Consider the following 14313-nt stretch of genomic DNA (forward strand, 5'->3'; position numbering starts at 1 on the left):
TGCGAAGGGCCCGCGTCCCGGCCAGGGCCTCAAGGCATGGCCGGGACGACCGCGCAATGGCCAGCGACGCAATCGGCTTTCCATTCCGACGGATACACCGGGGCGCAGGGCGGGCAGCCAAACGCGGGCGGGCATACGAGAGCGGACATCGCCTGGAGCGAGCTCGACGCGACCGCGACGAGGTTGGCCACGCCCCCCATGCAGGCCTCGCAGCAGTCCATGCCGAACCGGAGCGTGCAATCGGCGGCCGCGTTGCATTCGCTGAATGCGTGCTTCGAGACGTCGTCCTCCACGCAGCTGCCGGCCTCGCAATATGCGAAGAGGTCCGGGTTCGGCGCGCCCCCGCAGGCGGGGCAGGCCGTGGGCTCGGGACAAACGAAGGTGCTGTATTCGTCGACTTGATCGACGTGCACGGGCTCGACGTCGGCGAGCGTGGGCTCGCTGCACGGGCCGCAGCAGGAATTCTTGGCGAGGGTGCACTGACCCGGTCCCGTGCAAGCGCCGAAATTCGGAGCAGCGCCGCCGGTGCCGCCGCTGCCGCCGCTGCCGCCCGCGCCGCCGCTTCCTTCGTTGACCTCGCTGCCACACGCCGCCGGCAGCGTGGCCACGAGAAGGGCCGAAACCAGAAGAATTCCCTTATTGGATCGCGCTCGAAGCATGGGGGCCAGCCTACGAACCCGTGCTTGCACGAGGCAAGGGGGAAATGCGAGCGGGATGTCCTTCCTGGATCCGCCTGGGGCCGCTGTCGTGGTAGGATGCTGGATCCCGGCGCGCGGGCTCGACCGGCGGCCGAGGAGAGGGTAGTCCTCGTCAGGCATGAAGCAGGGGCATCAGCAGCAGCGGTACCGCGTCCTCGATCGCCTCGCGTCCGGCGGCATGGCCGAGGTGTTCCTCGCGGAGAGCGCGGGGATCGAGGGATTCAAGAAGCGGGTGGCGATCAAGAAGGTCTTGCCCCACCTGTCCGAGAAGAAGCGCTTCATCGCGATGTTCCTCGACGAGGCCCGGCTCTCGGCGAACCTCACGCATTCGAATGTCGCCCAGGTATTCGACATCGGCGTCGGCGATAACGCGTACTTCATCGTGATGGAGTACGTCGATGGCTCGGACCTGAAGGCCATCATCGAATTCATGCGCAAGACGAAGCGGCCCTTCCCGGTGGAGGTCGCCGTCTACATCGCCGAGAAGATCTGCGACGGCCTCGCCTACGCGCACGAGGCGAAAAACCCCGAGGGCCAGCCGCTCCGCATCGTGCACCGCGACGTCTCGCCCGCGAACGTGCTCATCACGAAATACGGGGAAATCAAGATCGTCGATTTCGGGCTCGCCAAAGCGACGAGCCAGCTCGAGAAGAGCGAGCCCGGCATCGTGAAAGGAAAATTCGGCTACCTCTCGCCCGAAGCAACGCAAGGGCTCGAGGTCGACGTGCGCACGGACGTGTTCGCCGTGGGCATCATCCTGTGGGAGACCCTCGCGCAAAAGCGGCTTTTTCTCGGCGAAAATGATCTGCAGACGGTGATGCGGGTCCGCGAGGCCGTCGTGCCGCCGCTCGCGCCGATCAACAAGGACGTGCCGCCGGAGCTCGAGAAGATCATCAACCGCGCGCTCGCCCGGGATCCGGAGAAGCGCTACCCGAGCGCGCGAGAGCTCGGCCGCGCCCTGAACGGTCTTCTGTTCAAGCTCGGAAAGCCCGTCGGCGCGCACGACGTCGCCGATCTCGTGAGCGGGACCGTGGCGCTGCGTAAAACCGCGGCCCAGGAAAAAGACACGACGCTGCACAAGCTGATCGAGGCCGCGCTGCTCGAGTTCAACTCGCTGCAAGACGAGCCGCGGCCCGGCGCGCCGAGGGAGAAGTCGAAGCCCGAGATTGCCGCGCCGCCGCCGCCCGAGGAGCGGCCGCGGGGGCGGGTCTCACAGTTCGAGGACATCGGCAAATGGGCCGAAGAAATGGATCTCGCGCCCCTCAGCAGCGAGGCGCGCTCGGCGCGGTTCGGTCCAGCGTCGGCGAGGACGGAGCGCGGGCCGGAGAGCAAGCCGGTCCCGAGCAAGCCGGCCGAGAGCAAGACTACCGAGAGCAAGGCTGCTGAGAGCACGGTCGCCGAGAGCACGGTTGCCGAGAGCAAGGCGGCCGAGAGCCTGCCGGCCGAGAGCCTGCCGGCCGTGACGGTCAAGGCGACGCCGCAGGCGAAAGCGGACGAGAGCGAGCCGATCGAGAGCCTGCCAGCCGAGACGGTCAAGGCGACGCCGCAAGCGAAGGCGGACGAGAGCGCGCCGATCGAGAGCCCGCCAGTCGAGACGGTCAAGGCGACGCCGCAGGCGAAGGCGGACGAGGGCGCGGCCCTCAGCGAGCCAGCCGAGACGGTCAAGGAGACGCCGCTGGCGAAGGCGGACGAGGGATCCGTCGAGAGCGCGCCGGCCGCGACGAGGAGCCCGGCGCCCAAGAAGGAAAAGGACGCCGCGGGCAAGACCGGCAAGGCAGGGAAGGCGGGCGCGAAGGGGAAGAAGCGCGAAGGCGCGAAGCTCAGTCAGGAGAGCACGGCCGCGGTCGCAAAGAAGAAGCCCATCACGAAGCCCGCCGAGGCCGCCGGCAGCAGCAACGTGATGTGGCTCTACGTCGCCGCCGCGGTCCTCTTGCTCGCGGCCAGCGCGTACTACGGCGGGTTGTTCGGGCCCTGAGCGCGCTTCACCGGGGCGCGGGTCTTCGGCCGCGCGCGCCCCGGTGCCGCGACGCCCTGCCGGCCGATCGACGGGATCTCGACGGCCACGCTGAGCCGCTGATCGCCACGCCAAACCTCGCCCGTGACCACCTTCGCGTTTTGCTTGAGCGCGGCCGCGACCGCGCCGATGACGACGCTGGTCGAGGTCGCCGGCGCGCCGCTGATCCGCGTGAGCACGTCGCCATCACGTAGCCCCGCGCCGTAGCCGCCGACGCCCTGGAGCGCGATCCCCGCGGGCCTCGGGCCGCTCGCGGGCACGGGGACACCCGAGGGGACGACGCCGCTTTGCACCGCGCGCGCGACGACGTCGGCGCGCACGTGAATGCCGCCGCGCGGCGCCGGGGTTCGCGAGGACGAACCTTTTTTCGCGGGGTCGAGCGTGTCGCTCGGTGGCTCGACGGGCGCTCGAAGCACGTCGAGCCCGGGCACGTGCGGGAGGTCGAGGTCGAGATCGAGGGAGGCAGGGCCCCGCGCGGGAGCGTCCGTCTCGTCGGCGTTGCGAAAGGCGAACGCTCGATCGAGCGCGTCGGCGAGGAGCGCGCCGAGGGAACGCGCGCCGTGGTCGACGAGCGCGCGTGCGGCGAAAGGAAGGGTGACGAGCGGAAGGACGATCAGGAGCGCGGCGAGCAAGCGAACGAGCGTCCGCTGCTCACCGCGCCCGAGCGAGAGAGAGAGCTGCTCAGCTCTCTTCCTCGTCGTCATCCTCGTCTTCATCCTCTTCTTCGTCGAGCTGCTCCTCGAGCTTGCGGAGCGCCTCGTCCTGCTCGCTGAGGGCCGGTGCGGTGCGGCCCTCCTGGATGGCCTTCTGCCGCGCCTTCTCGGCGGCGGCGCGGGCCTGCGCGACCTTCTGCATGACGGCAGGCTTCGGCGCGATGAGCAGCGTCATCGTGCGTTGCTCCATGGCGGGGCGCACCTCCACGTTCGCGAGCTCCTCGCACTGCTGCACGATCCAGTCGAGCTGCTCCTGCGCCTTCTCGGGGTGCGTGATCTCGCGACCACGGAAGCGCACGGTGAACTTGACCTTGTGACCGGCCTCGATGAAGCGGAGCGCCGCGCGCGACTTGAACGCGAGGTCGTGATCGTCCGTCTTCGGACGGAGCTTGATCTCCTTGATCTCGACCACGCTCTGCTTGCGCTTCGCCTCGCGCGCCTTCTTCTTCTCGTCGTACTTGTACTTGCCGAAGTCGAGGATCTTGCAGACGGGCGGATCGGCCTTGGGATTGACCTCCACCAGATCGAGGCCTCGCTCCTGGGCACGCCGCAGGGCCTCGTGGGTCGGCATGATGCCGAGCATCTCGCCCTCTTCCCCGATGACCCGGATTTCCGGAACCCGGATTCGCTGATTGATTCGGATCTGCGGTCCTCGCTGGGCCTGTCGAGGGTCGAAGCGTCGCATGCTCATGTGTGGTCTCGCTGTCTCCTTGCTTGTGCTCTACGGACAATCCACGGCTCGCCCCGTTCGCCCGTCAGGAGGACGGGAACAGGGCCCCCACAATCTCGCCCGGATGGTCCGCGTTATCAACGGGCGGAAGCTGTCTCCGGGCGCGAAGTCACGTCCGGCGCTCGTTCTCCACCAGGCACGGCCGGTCGGGAGGGCTCGTGCGGGGGAGGGACGACACGGGCGCCGACCCGGGCGGCGCGGCGGCGCGGAGGCGTGGGCCATCGCGGCGCGCTCGGCGCCTCCCGCGGGATTTGCGCGGGCGACGTGTCCTCCACGCGCGGGAGCCGCGGGCGCCTCGTGCACGACGGAGACCCCATGCAGGACGCGCGCCGCTCGCCCGGCGTGCATCGCGTTCGCCCCGCATCCACCGATGCGTGCGCTTCGCGCGAGCCGAGCGAACTGGACGTATCCGACGTCCTTGCTGACCCCAAAGGTCCTCACGAGGACGGGCAGGCGACATCCGCCAGGAGGCGGGAACCTGCAGAAGGGTCCTCGTGCCGAAACTTTGTAGGCGCGGCCGGGTTCGAACCGGCGACCCCTACCGTGTCAAGGTAGTGCTCTACCACTGAGCTACGCGCCTGTACCGCTTCCTCCGCCGCCCGCCGATGTGCGGTGCGTCGAAGGGAGGCGCATGGCTACCAGGCCCTTTCGGTCCGGTCAAGAAAAAAAACGAATCCGGGGGTGCGAAGGAGGGGGACCGGTAGCCGGGGGGACGGGAGGCCAGGGTAGGGGGCGACCATTTGTTCCGGGTTCTCCGGCGGTTCCTTGCGTGGAACCTCGATCGTGGGTATGGACGGCCGCTTTCCGAATGATCGGGGGCTCGCATTCGGGGAGCCAAGCTTCGTCCCCGTGGAGGTTACCGCCTCGTGACCACGCTGTTTTTGTCTCAGCCGACCACCGTCTCGCCGGGCCAGGGCGCGCCGCCCGCGCCCGCTCCTGCCCAGCCGTCCCAGGGCGCTCCGACGCAGGCCCCCGAGGGGGGCGGCGGCGGCGGCGGCCAGCCGTTCGGCGGGATGACGATCCTGTTCTTCCTGCTGCCGTTGCTCTTCGTGTTCCTGATGACGCGGAACCAATCGAAGAAGCAGAAGGATCTCGAGGCGGCCCTGAAGCCGGGTGACAAGGTCGTCACCCAGGCGGGGCTCATCGGCAAGTTGATCGAGGTCGGCGACAGGACGGTCAAGCTGGAGATCGCGCCCGGCGTGAACGTGCAGGTCCTGAAGGCCGCCATCCAGGGCGTCGACGGCGAGCCGAAGCCCGCGGCCGAGGCGAAGGACAAGGCGCAGGAAAAGAAAGCGTAGCGCGCGCGCTTCGGCTAAGAAGGGCTCGCGACCGCCCCCCGAGTCGACCCTCCCATGATCTACAACATCCTCCAGTACGCTTTCGCTGGCCTCGGCGCGCTGTCCCTCGGGCTCGGCGCGTGGCAGAGGTCGAAGCGCGGCGTCTTCGTCATGTCGGCGATCGCGTCGTTCTGCACCGCGATCGCCGCGCACTACCACGTGTTCTGGGCGACCGCGACGTTCGGGCTCGCCGTGCCGTGGGCCCTGTTCTGCGCGCTGAACACGATCGATCTCTCGTGGCGCACGAAGACCGGGTTCGTCCTGTTCCTCGCGCTCGGGTCGTGGCTCTGCATCTACCCGACGTACTCGGACGAGCGGTACGGCCGCATCGACCGCTCGGGCCTCGCGCCCGAGGAGCGCGCGAAGGTCGAAGAGGACGCGCGCGTGGGCAACCGCGGCGTGCGCGAGTGGCTGCTTTCGAACATCGACTTCCGCCTCGTGCGCGGCCTCGATCTGAAGGGCGGCCTCCGGCTCGTCTACACGGTCGACGTCGACGAGGCGATCAAGGACAAGCGCGACCGGTACTACGACGAGCTGCGCCAGGCGCTCGCGCGCTCGTACGGGATCATCGGGGCGGAGCAGCAGGCGTCGGTCGAGGATCTGAAGAAGCTCGCCGGCAAGGTGCGCGTCGAGAAGTCGCGCGAGAACGCGGGCACGCTCTTCATCAACTTCGAGGACGCGGCGGACGCGGACAAGGTGAACGACGAGTTCATGCGTCCGTTCCAGGAGATGCAGCGTCAGTTCTCGTCGGATCGCAAGCGCGTCACGCTTCGCATCAAGAGCGAGGTCGAGTCCGAGATCCGCACGAAGGCCGTGGCGCAGGCGAAGGAGACGGTGCTCCGCCGCGTTGACAGCCTCGGCCTCAAGGAGGCCGGCGTCACGACGCGCGACGAGGACATCATCATCGAGATCCCGGGCGACAACGATCAGACGTTCGCCGAGATCCGCGACATCGTCAGCCAGACGGCGCGCCTCGAGTTCAAGCTGCTCGACGATGATGTGAACTTCTTCGAGGCCGAGGTCCGGAACCCGAAGAACAAGGAAGTGAAGGGCCTGCGCTTCCAGCAGGAGCAGGTCTCGGTCGGCCCCGGCAAGCAGAAGGTCAACTACTACGCGGTCCTCGAGCACATGGAGGGCGAGGACATGCGTCAGGCGCTCGCGCGGCTGCGCGAGTGGACCGCGTCGCTGTCGGTGCCCGACGATCACGAGATCGGGTACGGCAAGTACCAGGCCTTCGACGAGGAGAAGGGCACGGTCGAGGACGTCGGCTGGAGGACCTACTACCTCTTCAGCAAGGCCGAGGTCACCGGCGACATGGTGCGCGACGCGCAGGCGATGCCGGATCCGAGCGATCGCGGCCTCGGCGGCTGGCTCGTGCGCATGGAGCTCACGGGCGTCGGCGCGGACAGGTTCGAGGACATCACCGAGAAGAACGTGAAGCGTCGCTTCGCGATCATCCTCGACCAGAAGGTCGAGAGCGCGCCCGTCATCCAGACGAAGATTCCGGGCGGCATCGCGACGATCACGATGGGCTCGGCGAACGTGGACCAGCAGGTCACGGACGCGCGCAAGCTCGAGCTCGTGCTGCGCTCGGGCGCGCTGCCCGCGCCGATCTCGCCCTCGAACGAGCAGCGCATCGGTCCGTCGCTCGGTCAGGACGCGATCGTGCAGGGCGCGAAGGGCGGCCTCGCCGGCGTCATCCTGGTGCTCCTGTTCATGCAGGTCTACTACAGCCGCGCGGGCGCGATCGCGAACTTCGCCGTGCTCTTCAACATGGTGCTGCAGGTGGCGATCCTCGCGATGTTCGGCGCGTCGATGACGCTGCCCGGGATCGCGGGCCTCGTGCTCACCGTCGGCATCGCGGTCGACGCGAACGTCCTCATCAACGAGCGCATCCGTGAGGAGCTGCGGCACGGCAAGAGCCCGCGGGCGGCGGTGGACGTGGGCTACGACAAGGCCTTCAGCGCCATCCTCGACGGGCACGTGACCACGCTGATCTCGGGCCTCATCCTGGCGCAGTACGGTTCGGGTCCCATCAAGGGCTTCGCCGTGACGCTCATCGTGGGCATCGCGGTCAGCCTGTTCACCGGCGTCGTCTGCACCCGGCTCATGTTCGACTGGGCGGTGCGGGCTCGTAAGGTCAAGAAGCTCCACCTAGGCTGAGGCGCAGCAATGGAATTCATCAAGCCTGGGCGACAGTTCGACTTCATGAGCAAGCGCTGGCTCTTCATGGGCCTCAGCGCACTGCTCCTGCTCGCGTCGATCGTCGCCTTCATCAAGCCGGGACCCCACCTCGGCACCGACTTCAAGGGCGGCACGGAGCTCGAGGTCGCCTTCCTCAAGTCGACGGAGGCCGGCGACATCCGTGCGGCCGTCGAGTCGCTCGGCTTTGCGGCGCCTGACGTCATCCGCGTGAAGGACAGCGGCGCCGAGGACACGCACCGCTTCCTGATCCGCGTGCAAGAGGTCAGCTCCCTCGGCGAGGAGCAGAAAGAGGCGATCCGCCAGAAGCTCTGCATCCTGCCCGAGGGCACGGCGGCAAGCGCGGAGTTCGAGGCGCGTTGCCCCGGGAACGCGCGCGCCAGCGAGATCAAGTTCAGCCCCGGCGGCGACAAGATCACGATGCGGTACGAGGTCGAGCCCGACCTCGCGGCCATCCGCTCGCAGCTCACGGGCATCCCCGGCGTCGAGCTCCGCACGGGCGAGAACAACCCCGTCGTCGTGAGCGCGCGTGACCACAAGGTCGAGGCGCAGCTCAAGTCGCGCGGCGATCAGCTCCTCGACGGCCTGCGCAGCAAGCTCGGCGCCGACGTGGTGCCCGAGCGCGCGCTGCGGGTCGAGTGGATCGGCCCCAAGGCGGGCGCGCAGCTCCGCGACGCGGCCATCCGCAGCATCGCGATCGCGATCGTGTTCATCATGGCCTACATCGCGTTCCGGTTCGATCTCCGGTTCGCGCCCGGCGGCATCCTCGCCCTCGTCCACGACGTCGGCATCGCGCTCGGGGCCATGATCGTCACGCACCGCGAGATCACGCTCTCCACGGTCGCCGCGATGCTCACGATCGTCGGTTACTCGATCACGGACACGGTCGTCGTGTACGACCGTATCCGCGAGAACCTGACGAAGCACCGGAACATGTCGTTCTCGGCGATCATCAACCTGTCGATCTCCGAGATGCTCGGACGCACGATCATCACGTCCGGCGTGACGGCGCTCTCGATGGTGTGCTTCCTCGTGTGGGGCACCGGCGTCATCAAGGATTTCGCCTTCGCCCTGCTCATCGGCATCCTGGTCGGCACGTACTCGTCGATCTACGTCGCCGCGCCGTTCACGGAGTGGATCGACCGCAGGTTCTTCGGCGGCCAGGCGACGGCCCAGAAGAAGATCACCCGCACGAAGGCCGTCAAGCGCGCCGACGCGGTGGTCTAGACCTCGCTCTCTGTCCGAGCGAACGACGCCCCGCGGTGCGCACCACCGCGGGGCGTTTCGTTTTTCCAGGAACCAGGCACGCCAAACGGGCGGGTTTTCCGACCGGCATGGACTCCGGACGGGGGCTGCGCTACGCGTGGACCCCACGGATGTTGAGCGAGGCCGCGTGGGCACAGACGACGGATCCCGAGGCGCGGAGCCTCCTCCTTCCGTCCGGCGCGGCGAGCTCGGAGCGCGAGAACGCGATTCGTGATCCGGGTGAGGCGTCCGTCGAGGCGCTGGAGCTCTCAAAGGCGCTCGGGCTCTCGATCACGGTGGCCGACGCCTTGTTCCGCGCAGGTCGCCGCGCCGACGCCGAGACGCGTCTCTTCCTCGATCCGCGCCTCGCCCACCTCACGCCGCCCGACGCGATGGCGGATCGCGAGCTCAGCGCGGATCGTCTCGCGCGGGCGATCCGTGCGCGCGAGAAGATCGCAGTCTTCGGCGACTACGACTGCGACGGGATCACGTCGTGCGCGATCGTGACCGAGGTGCTGCGCGCGCTCGGCGGCGACGTCGTGCCGCTGCTCGCGACGCGCAAGGACGGCAGCTACGGCTTCAACGCGAAGGCGCTCGAGCGCGTGCGCAAGACGGGCGCGACGTTGCTCGTCACGTGCGACTGTGGATCGAGTGATCACGAGCGCCTCGAGACGGCGCGACGCCACGGCATCGAGACGCTGGTGATCGATCACCACCTCGTGCCCGCGGAGCCGCTGCCCGCGATCGCGTTCTTGAATCCGCATCGGCCCGAGTGCGGCTTTCCGTTCAAGGGCCTCGCGTCGTGTGGGCTCGCGCTCTCGCTCGGCGCGGCGGTGCGTCGGGCGCTCGGCGCGAACCTCGACATGCGGCAGTGGCTCGATCTCGTCGCGATCGGGACGGTGGCCGACGTGGCGCCGCTCGTCGGCGACAACCGCGCGCTCGTGCGGGCAGGGCTCGCGGTGCTCGGCCAGGGCAGCCGGCCGGGCCTGCGGGCCCTGGCCGAGCTCGCGCGGCTGGATCTCGGGCACAGCGTGAGCGCGGACGACATCGCGTTCCGCATCGCGCCGCGCCTCAACGCGCCGGGGAGGCTCGAAGATCCGGACCTCTCGCTCGAGCTCTTGCTCGAACGCGACAGCACGCGCGCGGCGGGGATCGCGGCCACGATCGAGCAGCTCACGGCGCGGCGGCGCGCGATCCAGGAGGAGATGATCGGGCAGGCGCTGCGCGAGATCGAGGCGAACGGGTGGGCGAAGGAGCCGGCCATCGTGCTCGCGCGGCAGGGATGGCACCCGGGGATCGTGGGGATCGTGGCGGGCCGTGTGGCGTCGAAGTTCGGCAAGCCCACGATCGTCGTGGCGCTCGACGGCGGATCGGGGCGTGGATCGGTCCGCGGGCCGGCGGGTTTTCCGTTGCACGACGCGCTCGTGCTCTCGCGCGCCGAGCTCGTCGGGTTTGGCGGACATCAGGCCGCGGCGGGCGTCGAGGTGCGGGCGGATCGTGTCGAGGCGCTGCGCGCGCTCTGGTGCGATTCGGCGATCGCGCTCGGCGCGTTGAACCTGGGTCCGCTCGATGGCGAAGCGGACGTGCGCCTCGACGATCGCGACGAGCCTGCCGCGGTGGCGCGCGATCTCGAGCGGCTCGAGCCTTGCGGGCAGGGCAACCGGGCGCCGCGGGTGCTCGTGCGTGGCGTGCCGGTGCGGGTATCGCGCGTGATCAAGGGGCACCTGAAGCTCGAGGTCTCGCTCAAGCGGCACGTGATCGGCGCCTTCGGGTACGAGCTTGGGGGCCTTTCGAACGGCCTCGCGGGCGGGCGCGTGGACATCGTGGGTCGGCTCCGGCGCGACACGTTCCGGGGCGGCAGCGCGGTCGAGATTCGCATCGATCGGGTCGAGCGAACGAGCTAGGAGGGATGACCGTGAGCGAGCCGATCATCCGCTTCCGCGACGTACGCAAGGCGTTCGGCCCGAAGGTCATCTACCGCGGCTTGAACCTCGAGGTGTTCGCCGGCGAGACGCTCACCGTCATCGGCGGCTCGGGTGTGGGCAAGAGCGTGATGCTGAAGCTCTTGATCCGCCTGCTCGAGGCCGACGGCGGGTCGATCACGTTTCACGGCGAGGACATCACGCAGATGAAGGAGGCGAAGGCGCGCCTCATTCGCCGTCGGATCGCGATGCTCTTCCAGGGCGCGGCGCTCTTCGACTCGATCTCGGTGGGCGAGAACGTCGCGTATGGCCTGCACGAGCACTATCGCGACGAGATGACCGAGACGCAGATCGCCGAGCGCGTCGACTGGGCGCTCTCGCTCGTGGGTTTGCCGGGCATCGAGGCGATGCGCCCCTCGGATCTTTCGGGCGGCATGAAGAAGCGCGTCGGGCTCGCGCGGGCGATCGCGGTGCAGCCCGAGGTCTTGCTCTACGACGAACCGACGACCGGGCTCGACCCGATCAACACCGAGCGCATCAATCACTTGATCCGCGGGCTCAAGAAGGCGCTCGACGTGACGAGCATCGTGGTCACGCACGACATGAAGAGCGCGTTCACGATTTCCGACCGCATGGCCATGGTGCAGGCGGGCGAGATCATCCTGTCCGGCCGCGTCGAGGACTTCCAGCGGTCGACCGACCCGCGGGTGAAGAACTTCATCAACGGCATCGCCCCGGTCAACGAGGACGTCGAGACGCTCCTCCGCGCGTGACGAGCGGCGCGTCTTCGCGCATGATGGGGGGAGCAGATGAACAGGTCGCGCGACGTCAAGGTCGGGCTCTTCGTGCTGGCGGGGCTGCTCTTCTCCGCGCTCGTGATCTTCTTGATCGGCGATGAGCGGCGCTTCTTCAGCTCGTCGGTGAAGTTCACGACGACGTTCGCCGATGTGCAGGGCTTGAAGCCCGGCGCGCCGGTGCGCATGGGCGGCATCGACATCGGCAACGTGAAGAAGGTCGGGTATCGGCCCGGGCAGGCCGAGGCCGTCGTCTACGTCGAGCTCGACGTCGTGAAGGCCGAGGCCGAGCGCATCCGCAAGGACAGCATCGCGCGCGTCGCCGCGAAGGGCCTGCTCGGCGACAAGATGATCGAGATCTCGAAGGGCAAAGCGCCGGAGGCCGTGCCCCCGGGCGGCGAGATCCTGAGCGAGGAGCCCACGGATCTGATGGGCATCGCGCAGGGCATGACGTCGAAGGCCGACACGGCGCTCGGCAACCTGTCGAAGATGAGCGAGAGCCTCGCGGACGAACGGCTGCACCAGGATCTGCGCGGCAGCGTGTCGTCGATGAACAAGCTGCTCAAGGACGTGGCCGAGGGCGAGGGCTACCCGAAGAAGCTCCTCACGGACAAAGAGGAAGCCGAGCGGATCTCGCGCACGCTGCAAAACCTCGATCGCGCGGCCTCCGAGCTCGCGCTCACGCTGGCCGAGGTGCGCGGCGTGGTGACGCGCGTGAAGTCGGGGCCCGGCTTTGCGCACGAGGTCATCTACGGCGACGGCCCGCAGAAGGAGATCGCGCAGTTCGGCGCGGCGGCGGGCGAGGTCGCCTCCACGCTGAAGGGCATCCGCGAGAGCGACAGTTTTGCCCATGACGTCCTTTACGGTGGCAAAGGCAACGGCGCCGAGGCGCTGGCGAACGTGACGGCGATGACCGCGGATCTGCGGGCCATCGTCGCCGACGTGCGCAAGGGCAAGGGCACCGTGGGCGCGCTCCTCGTCGATCCCTCGATTTACGAGGACGTCAAAGCGATCGTCGGCAACGTGAGCCGCAACGACATCCTCCGCGCGCTCGTGCGGTACTCGATCAAGCACGACGAGAAGAAGCCAGGCGTCGAGGTGACGCCGGGCAAAGAAGAGCCGGCGGCGCAGAACAAGTAGATAAGCGCTTCATGAAGCGGCCCGCGTGACGCCCTTCGTGGGCAGGGCCGCGCGGAGGCGCGCGACGCCCTCGTGGATCTCGTGCTCGTCGAGGGCGGCGAAGCCGGCGCGGAAAAAGGGGCGCGAGCGGCCGTCGAAGGCGTAGCGGCGCGCAGGGTGGATCACGACGCCGCGATCACGCGCGCGCTCGGCCCAGGCGTCGATGTCGATCCCCGGGGCGACGCGGACCCACATGGCCATGCCGCCGGGCGGAGGAGCGAGCTCGACGGCGTTCGGGAGGCTCACGCGTAGCGCCTCTGTGAGGACGTCGCGTCGCGCCTGGTAGATGCGGCGCATGCGGCGCGCGTGGCGTTGCACCTCGCCGTCTTCGAGCAGCTCGGCCACGGCGCGTTCGAGCGCGAGATCGCCCTGCCGATCGACGAACGTGCGGATCGCGGCGAGGCGCTCCACGAGCGGCGCGGGCGCGACGACGAAGCCGATGCGCAGGCCCGGCGCGAGGATCTTCGACAGCGTGCCGATGTAGACCACGACCCCCGCGCGATCGGCGCTCGCAAGCGGCAAGACCGGGCGTCCGTCGTAGTGAAACTCGTGATCGTAGTCGTCTTCGAGGATCGCGATGCGGTGCGCGCGCGCGAGATCGAGCAAGCGGATGCGGCGCGCAGGCGAGAGCAGGGCCGTTGATGGGTACTGGTGGTGCGGCGTGACGTAGACGGCGCGCACGGGCTCACGCGCGACGAGCGCGGCGAGCGCGTCGATCGAGAGCCCCTCCGCGTCGACGGGGAGCGGCACGAGGCGCGCGCCCGTCTGCGCGAGCGCTTCCCACGCGGGGCGATATCCGAGCGCTTCCACCGCGACCACGTCGCCGGGCCCGAGCAGCGCGCGCGCGCAGAGATCGAGCGCCATCTGGCTGCCACGCGTGACGAGCACGTCTTCGGCCGACGCGCCGAGCCCTCGCACGGACGCGAGCATGTTCGCGAGCGCGGCGCGTAGCCGTTCGTCCCCGCGCGCGTCGCCGTATTCGAAGAGCCGTGGAGCCGATCCGCGCAGCACGCGCCGGTACGCGCGCGCGAGCAGCTCCGTCGGCAAGAGCCGTAGATCGGGCGTGCCGCCGGAGAACACGATCGCGCCCGGTGGAGCTTCGTACGCCCCGCCCACCGCGGAGGCACGCGCCGGCAGATCGAAGCCTGCGCGCGCCGCGATCGTGCCGAGCGTGGCGGGCGTGGCGCGGCGCCGCGGGACTTCGGGCATCGTGGTCGAGACGTACGTCATCGTGGCGCTGCGGGTCTCGACCCAGCCTTGCGCGGCGAGCTCGCGGTACGCGGCGACCACCGTGTTGCGATGAACGCCGAGAGAGCGCGCGAGCGCGCGGCTCCCCGGGAGTGCGGCGCCCGGGCGGAGCCTCCCACGGCGGATGTCCTCGATCAGGGCGCGCGTGATCCGCACGAAGAGCGGGACGTCGGGGGAGGGATCCAGGGCGAGCTCGAAGGGGTATTCGCGCACCTGACTGGTCTACCCGAT

Annotated in this window: 11 protein-coding genes and 1 tRNA gene; 7 read left to right on the plus strand and 5 right to left on the minus strand. The window is 69.0% G+C overall.

Annotation, left to right across the window (positions count from 1 at the left end):
- Nucleotides 1-29: 29 nt before the first annotated feature.
- A complete protein-coding gene (locus tag QHF85_RS17140; RefSeq protein ID WP_281328275.1) occupies nt 30-659 on the minus strand; it encodes a hypothetical protein in 630 nt (209 codons plus the stop codon).
- 157 nt (nt 660-816) lie between these two features.
- Here QHF85_RS17140 and QHF85_RS17145 point away from each other — a divergent pair, with 157 nt between their 5' ends.
- A complete protein-coding gene (locus QHF85_RS17145) occupies nt 817-2673 on the plus strand; it encodes a serine/threonine protein kinase (RefSeq protein WP_281328276.1) in 1857 nt (618 codons plus the stop codon).
- On the opposite strand, the gene QHF85_RS17150 is transcribed toward QHF85_RS17145, so the two are convergent.
- The 3 genes from QHF85_RS17150 to QHF85_RS17160 all read right to left on the minus strand — a co-directional run bounded on the left by QHF85_RS17150 (nt 2649) and on the right by QHF85_RS17160 (nt 4735).
- The gene (locus QHF85_RS17150; protein WP_281328277.1) at nt 2649-3416 is read right to left on the minus strand and encodes a hypothetical protein; all 768 of its coding nucleotides are present in this window, start codon (nt 3414-3416) and stop codon (nt 2649-2651) included. The genes QHF85_RS17145 and QHF85_RS17150 overlap by 25 nt on opposite strands.
- A complete protein-coding gene (gene infC / locus QHF85_RS17155) occupies nt 3394-4116 on the minus strand; it encodes a translation initiation factor IF-3 (RefSeq protein WP_281328278.1) in 723 nt (240 codons plus the stop codon). Before infC ends, QHF85_RS17150 begins: the two co-directional genes overlap by 23 nt.
- Before the next feature lie 547 nt (nt 4117-4663).
- Nucleotides 4664-4735: transfer RNA gene (locus QHF85_RS17160), tRNA-Val, on the minus strand.
- A gap of 286 nt (nt 4736-5021) precedes the next feature.
- Between QHF85_RS17160 and yajC the strand changes: the two genes are divergently transcribed.
- From yajC to QHF85_RS17190, 6 genes are all read left to right on the plus strand, one after another.
- Nucleotides 5022-5453 carry a preprotein translocase subunit YajC gene (yajC, locus tag QHF85_RS17165; RefSeq protein WP_281328279.1) on the plus strand — a complete coding sequence of 144 codons (432 nt, stop codon included), beginning with the start codon at nt 5022-5024 and terminating at the stop codon, nt 5451-5453.
- Nucleotides 5454-5507: 54 nt separating this feature from the next.
- Entirely contained in the window at nt 5508-7655 is a 2148-nt protein-coding gene (gene secD, locus QHF85_RS17170) for a protein translocase subunit SecD (protein ID WP_281328280.1), read from the plus strand.
- 9 nt (nt 7656-7664) lie between these two features.
- Complete coding sequence (secF, locus tag QHF85_RS17175) at nt 7665-8921, plus strand: protein translocase subunit SecF (protein WP_281328281.1); 1257 nt, start codon at nt 7665-7667, stop codon at nt 8919-8921.
- 107 nt (nt 8922-9028) lie between these two features.
- Entirely contained in the window at nt 9029-10843 is a 1815-nt protein-coding gene (recJ, locus tag QHF85_RS17180; RefSeq protein WP_281328282.1) for a single-stranded-DNA-specific exonuclease RecJ, read from the plus strand.
- Nucleotides 10844-10848: 5 nt separating this feature from the next.
- Nucleotides 10849-11634: an ATP-binding cassette domain-containing protein gene (locus QHF85_RS17185; RefSeq protein ID WP_281328283.1), complete on the plus strand. Its 786-nt coding sequence runs from the start codon at nt 10849-10851 to the stop codon at nt 11632-11634.
- A gap of 36 nt (nt 11635-11670) precedes the next feature.
- Nucleotides 11671-12795 (plus strand): MlaD family protein, encoded by a 1125-nt coding sequence (locus tag QHF85_RS17190; protein ID WP_281328284.1) that lies wholly within the window; start codon nt 11671-11673, stop codon nt 12793-12795.
- A 9-nt stretch (nt 12796-12804) separates the two neighbouring features.
- Here the strand turns inward: QHF85_RS17190 and QHF85_RS17195 are convergent, their stop codons facing one another.
- Nucleotides 12805-14295, minus strand: a complete 1491-nt coding sequence (locus tag QHF85_RS17195; protein ID WP_281328285.1) for a PLP-dependent aminotransferase family protein — start codon at nt 14293-14295, stop codon at nt 12805-12807.
- Nucleotides 14296-14313 lie beyond the last annotated feature (18 nt).

The organism is Polyangium sp. 6x1, from assembly GCF_029946515.1.
Lineage (GTDB): Bacteria > Myxococcota_A > Polyangia > Polyangiales > Polyangiaceae > Polyangium.

Bases quoted from the DNA above. Each gene is read 5' to 3' on its own strand.
- secD (WP_281328280.1), top strand. From the start codon at position 5,508: ATGATCTACAACATCCTCCAGTACGCTTTCGCTGGCCTCGGCGCGCTG.
- QHF85_RS17150 (WP_281328277.1), bottom strand. From the start codon at position 3,416: ATGACGACGAGGAAGAGAGCTGAGCAGCTCTCTCTCTCGCTCGGGCGC.
- infC (WP_281328278.1), bottom strand. From the start codon at position 4,116: ATGAGCATGCGACGCTTCGACCCTCGACAGGCCCAGCGAGGACCGCAG.
- QHF85_RS17140 (WP_281328275.1), bottom strand. From the start codon at position 659: ATGCTTCGAGCGCGATCCAATAAGGGAATTCTTCTGGTTTCGGCCCTT.
- QHF85_RS17185 (WP_281328283.1), top strand. From the start codon at position 10,849: ATGACCGTGAGCGAGCCGATCATCCGCTTCCGCGACGTACGCAAGGCG.
- recJ (WP_281328282.1), top strand. From the start codon at position 9,029: ATGGACTCCGGACGGGGGCTGCGCTACGCGTGGACCCCACGGATGTTG.
- QHF85_RS17190 (WP_281328284.1), top strand. From the start codon at position 11,671: ATGAACAGGTCGCGCGACGTCAAGGTCGGGCTCTTCGTGCTGGCGGGG.
- QHF85_RS17145 (WP_281328276.1), top strand. From the start codon at position 817: ATGAAGCAGGGGCATCAGCAGCAGCGGTACCGCGTCCTCGATCGCCTC.
- secF (WP_281328281.1), top strand. From the start codon at position 7,665: ATGGAATTCATCAAGCCTGGGCGACAGTTCGACTTCATGAGCAAGCGC.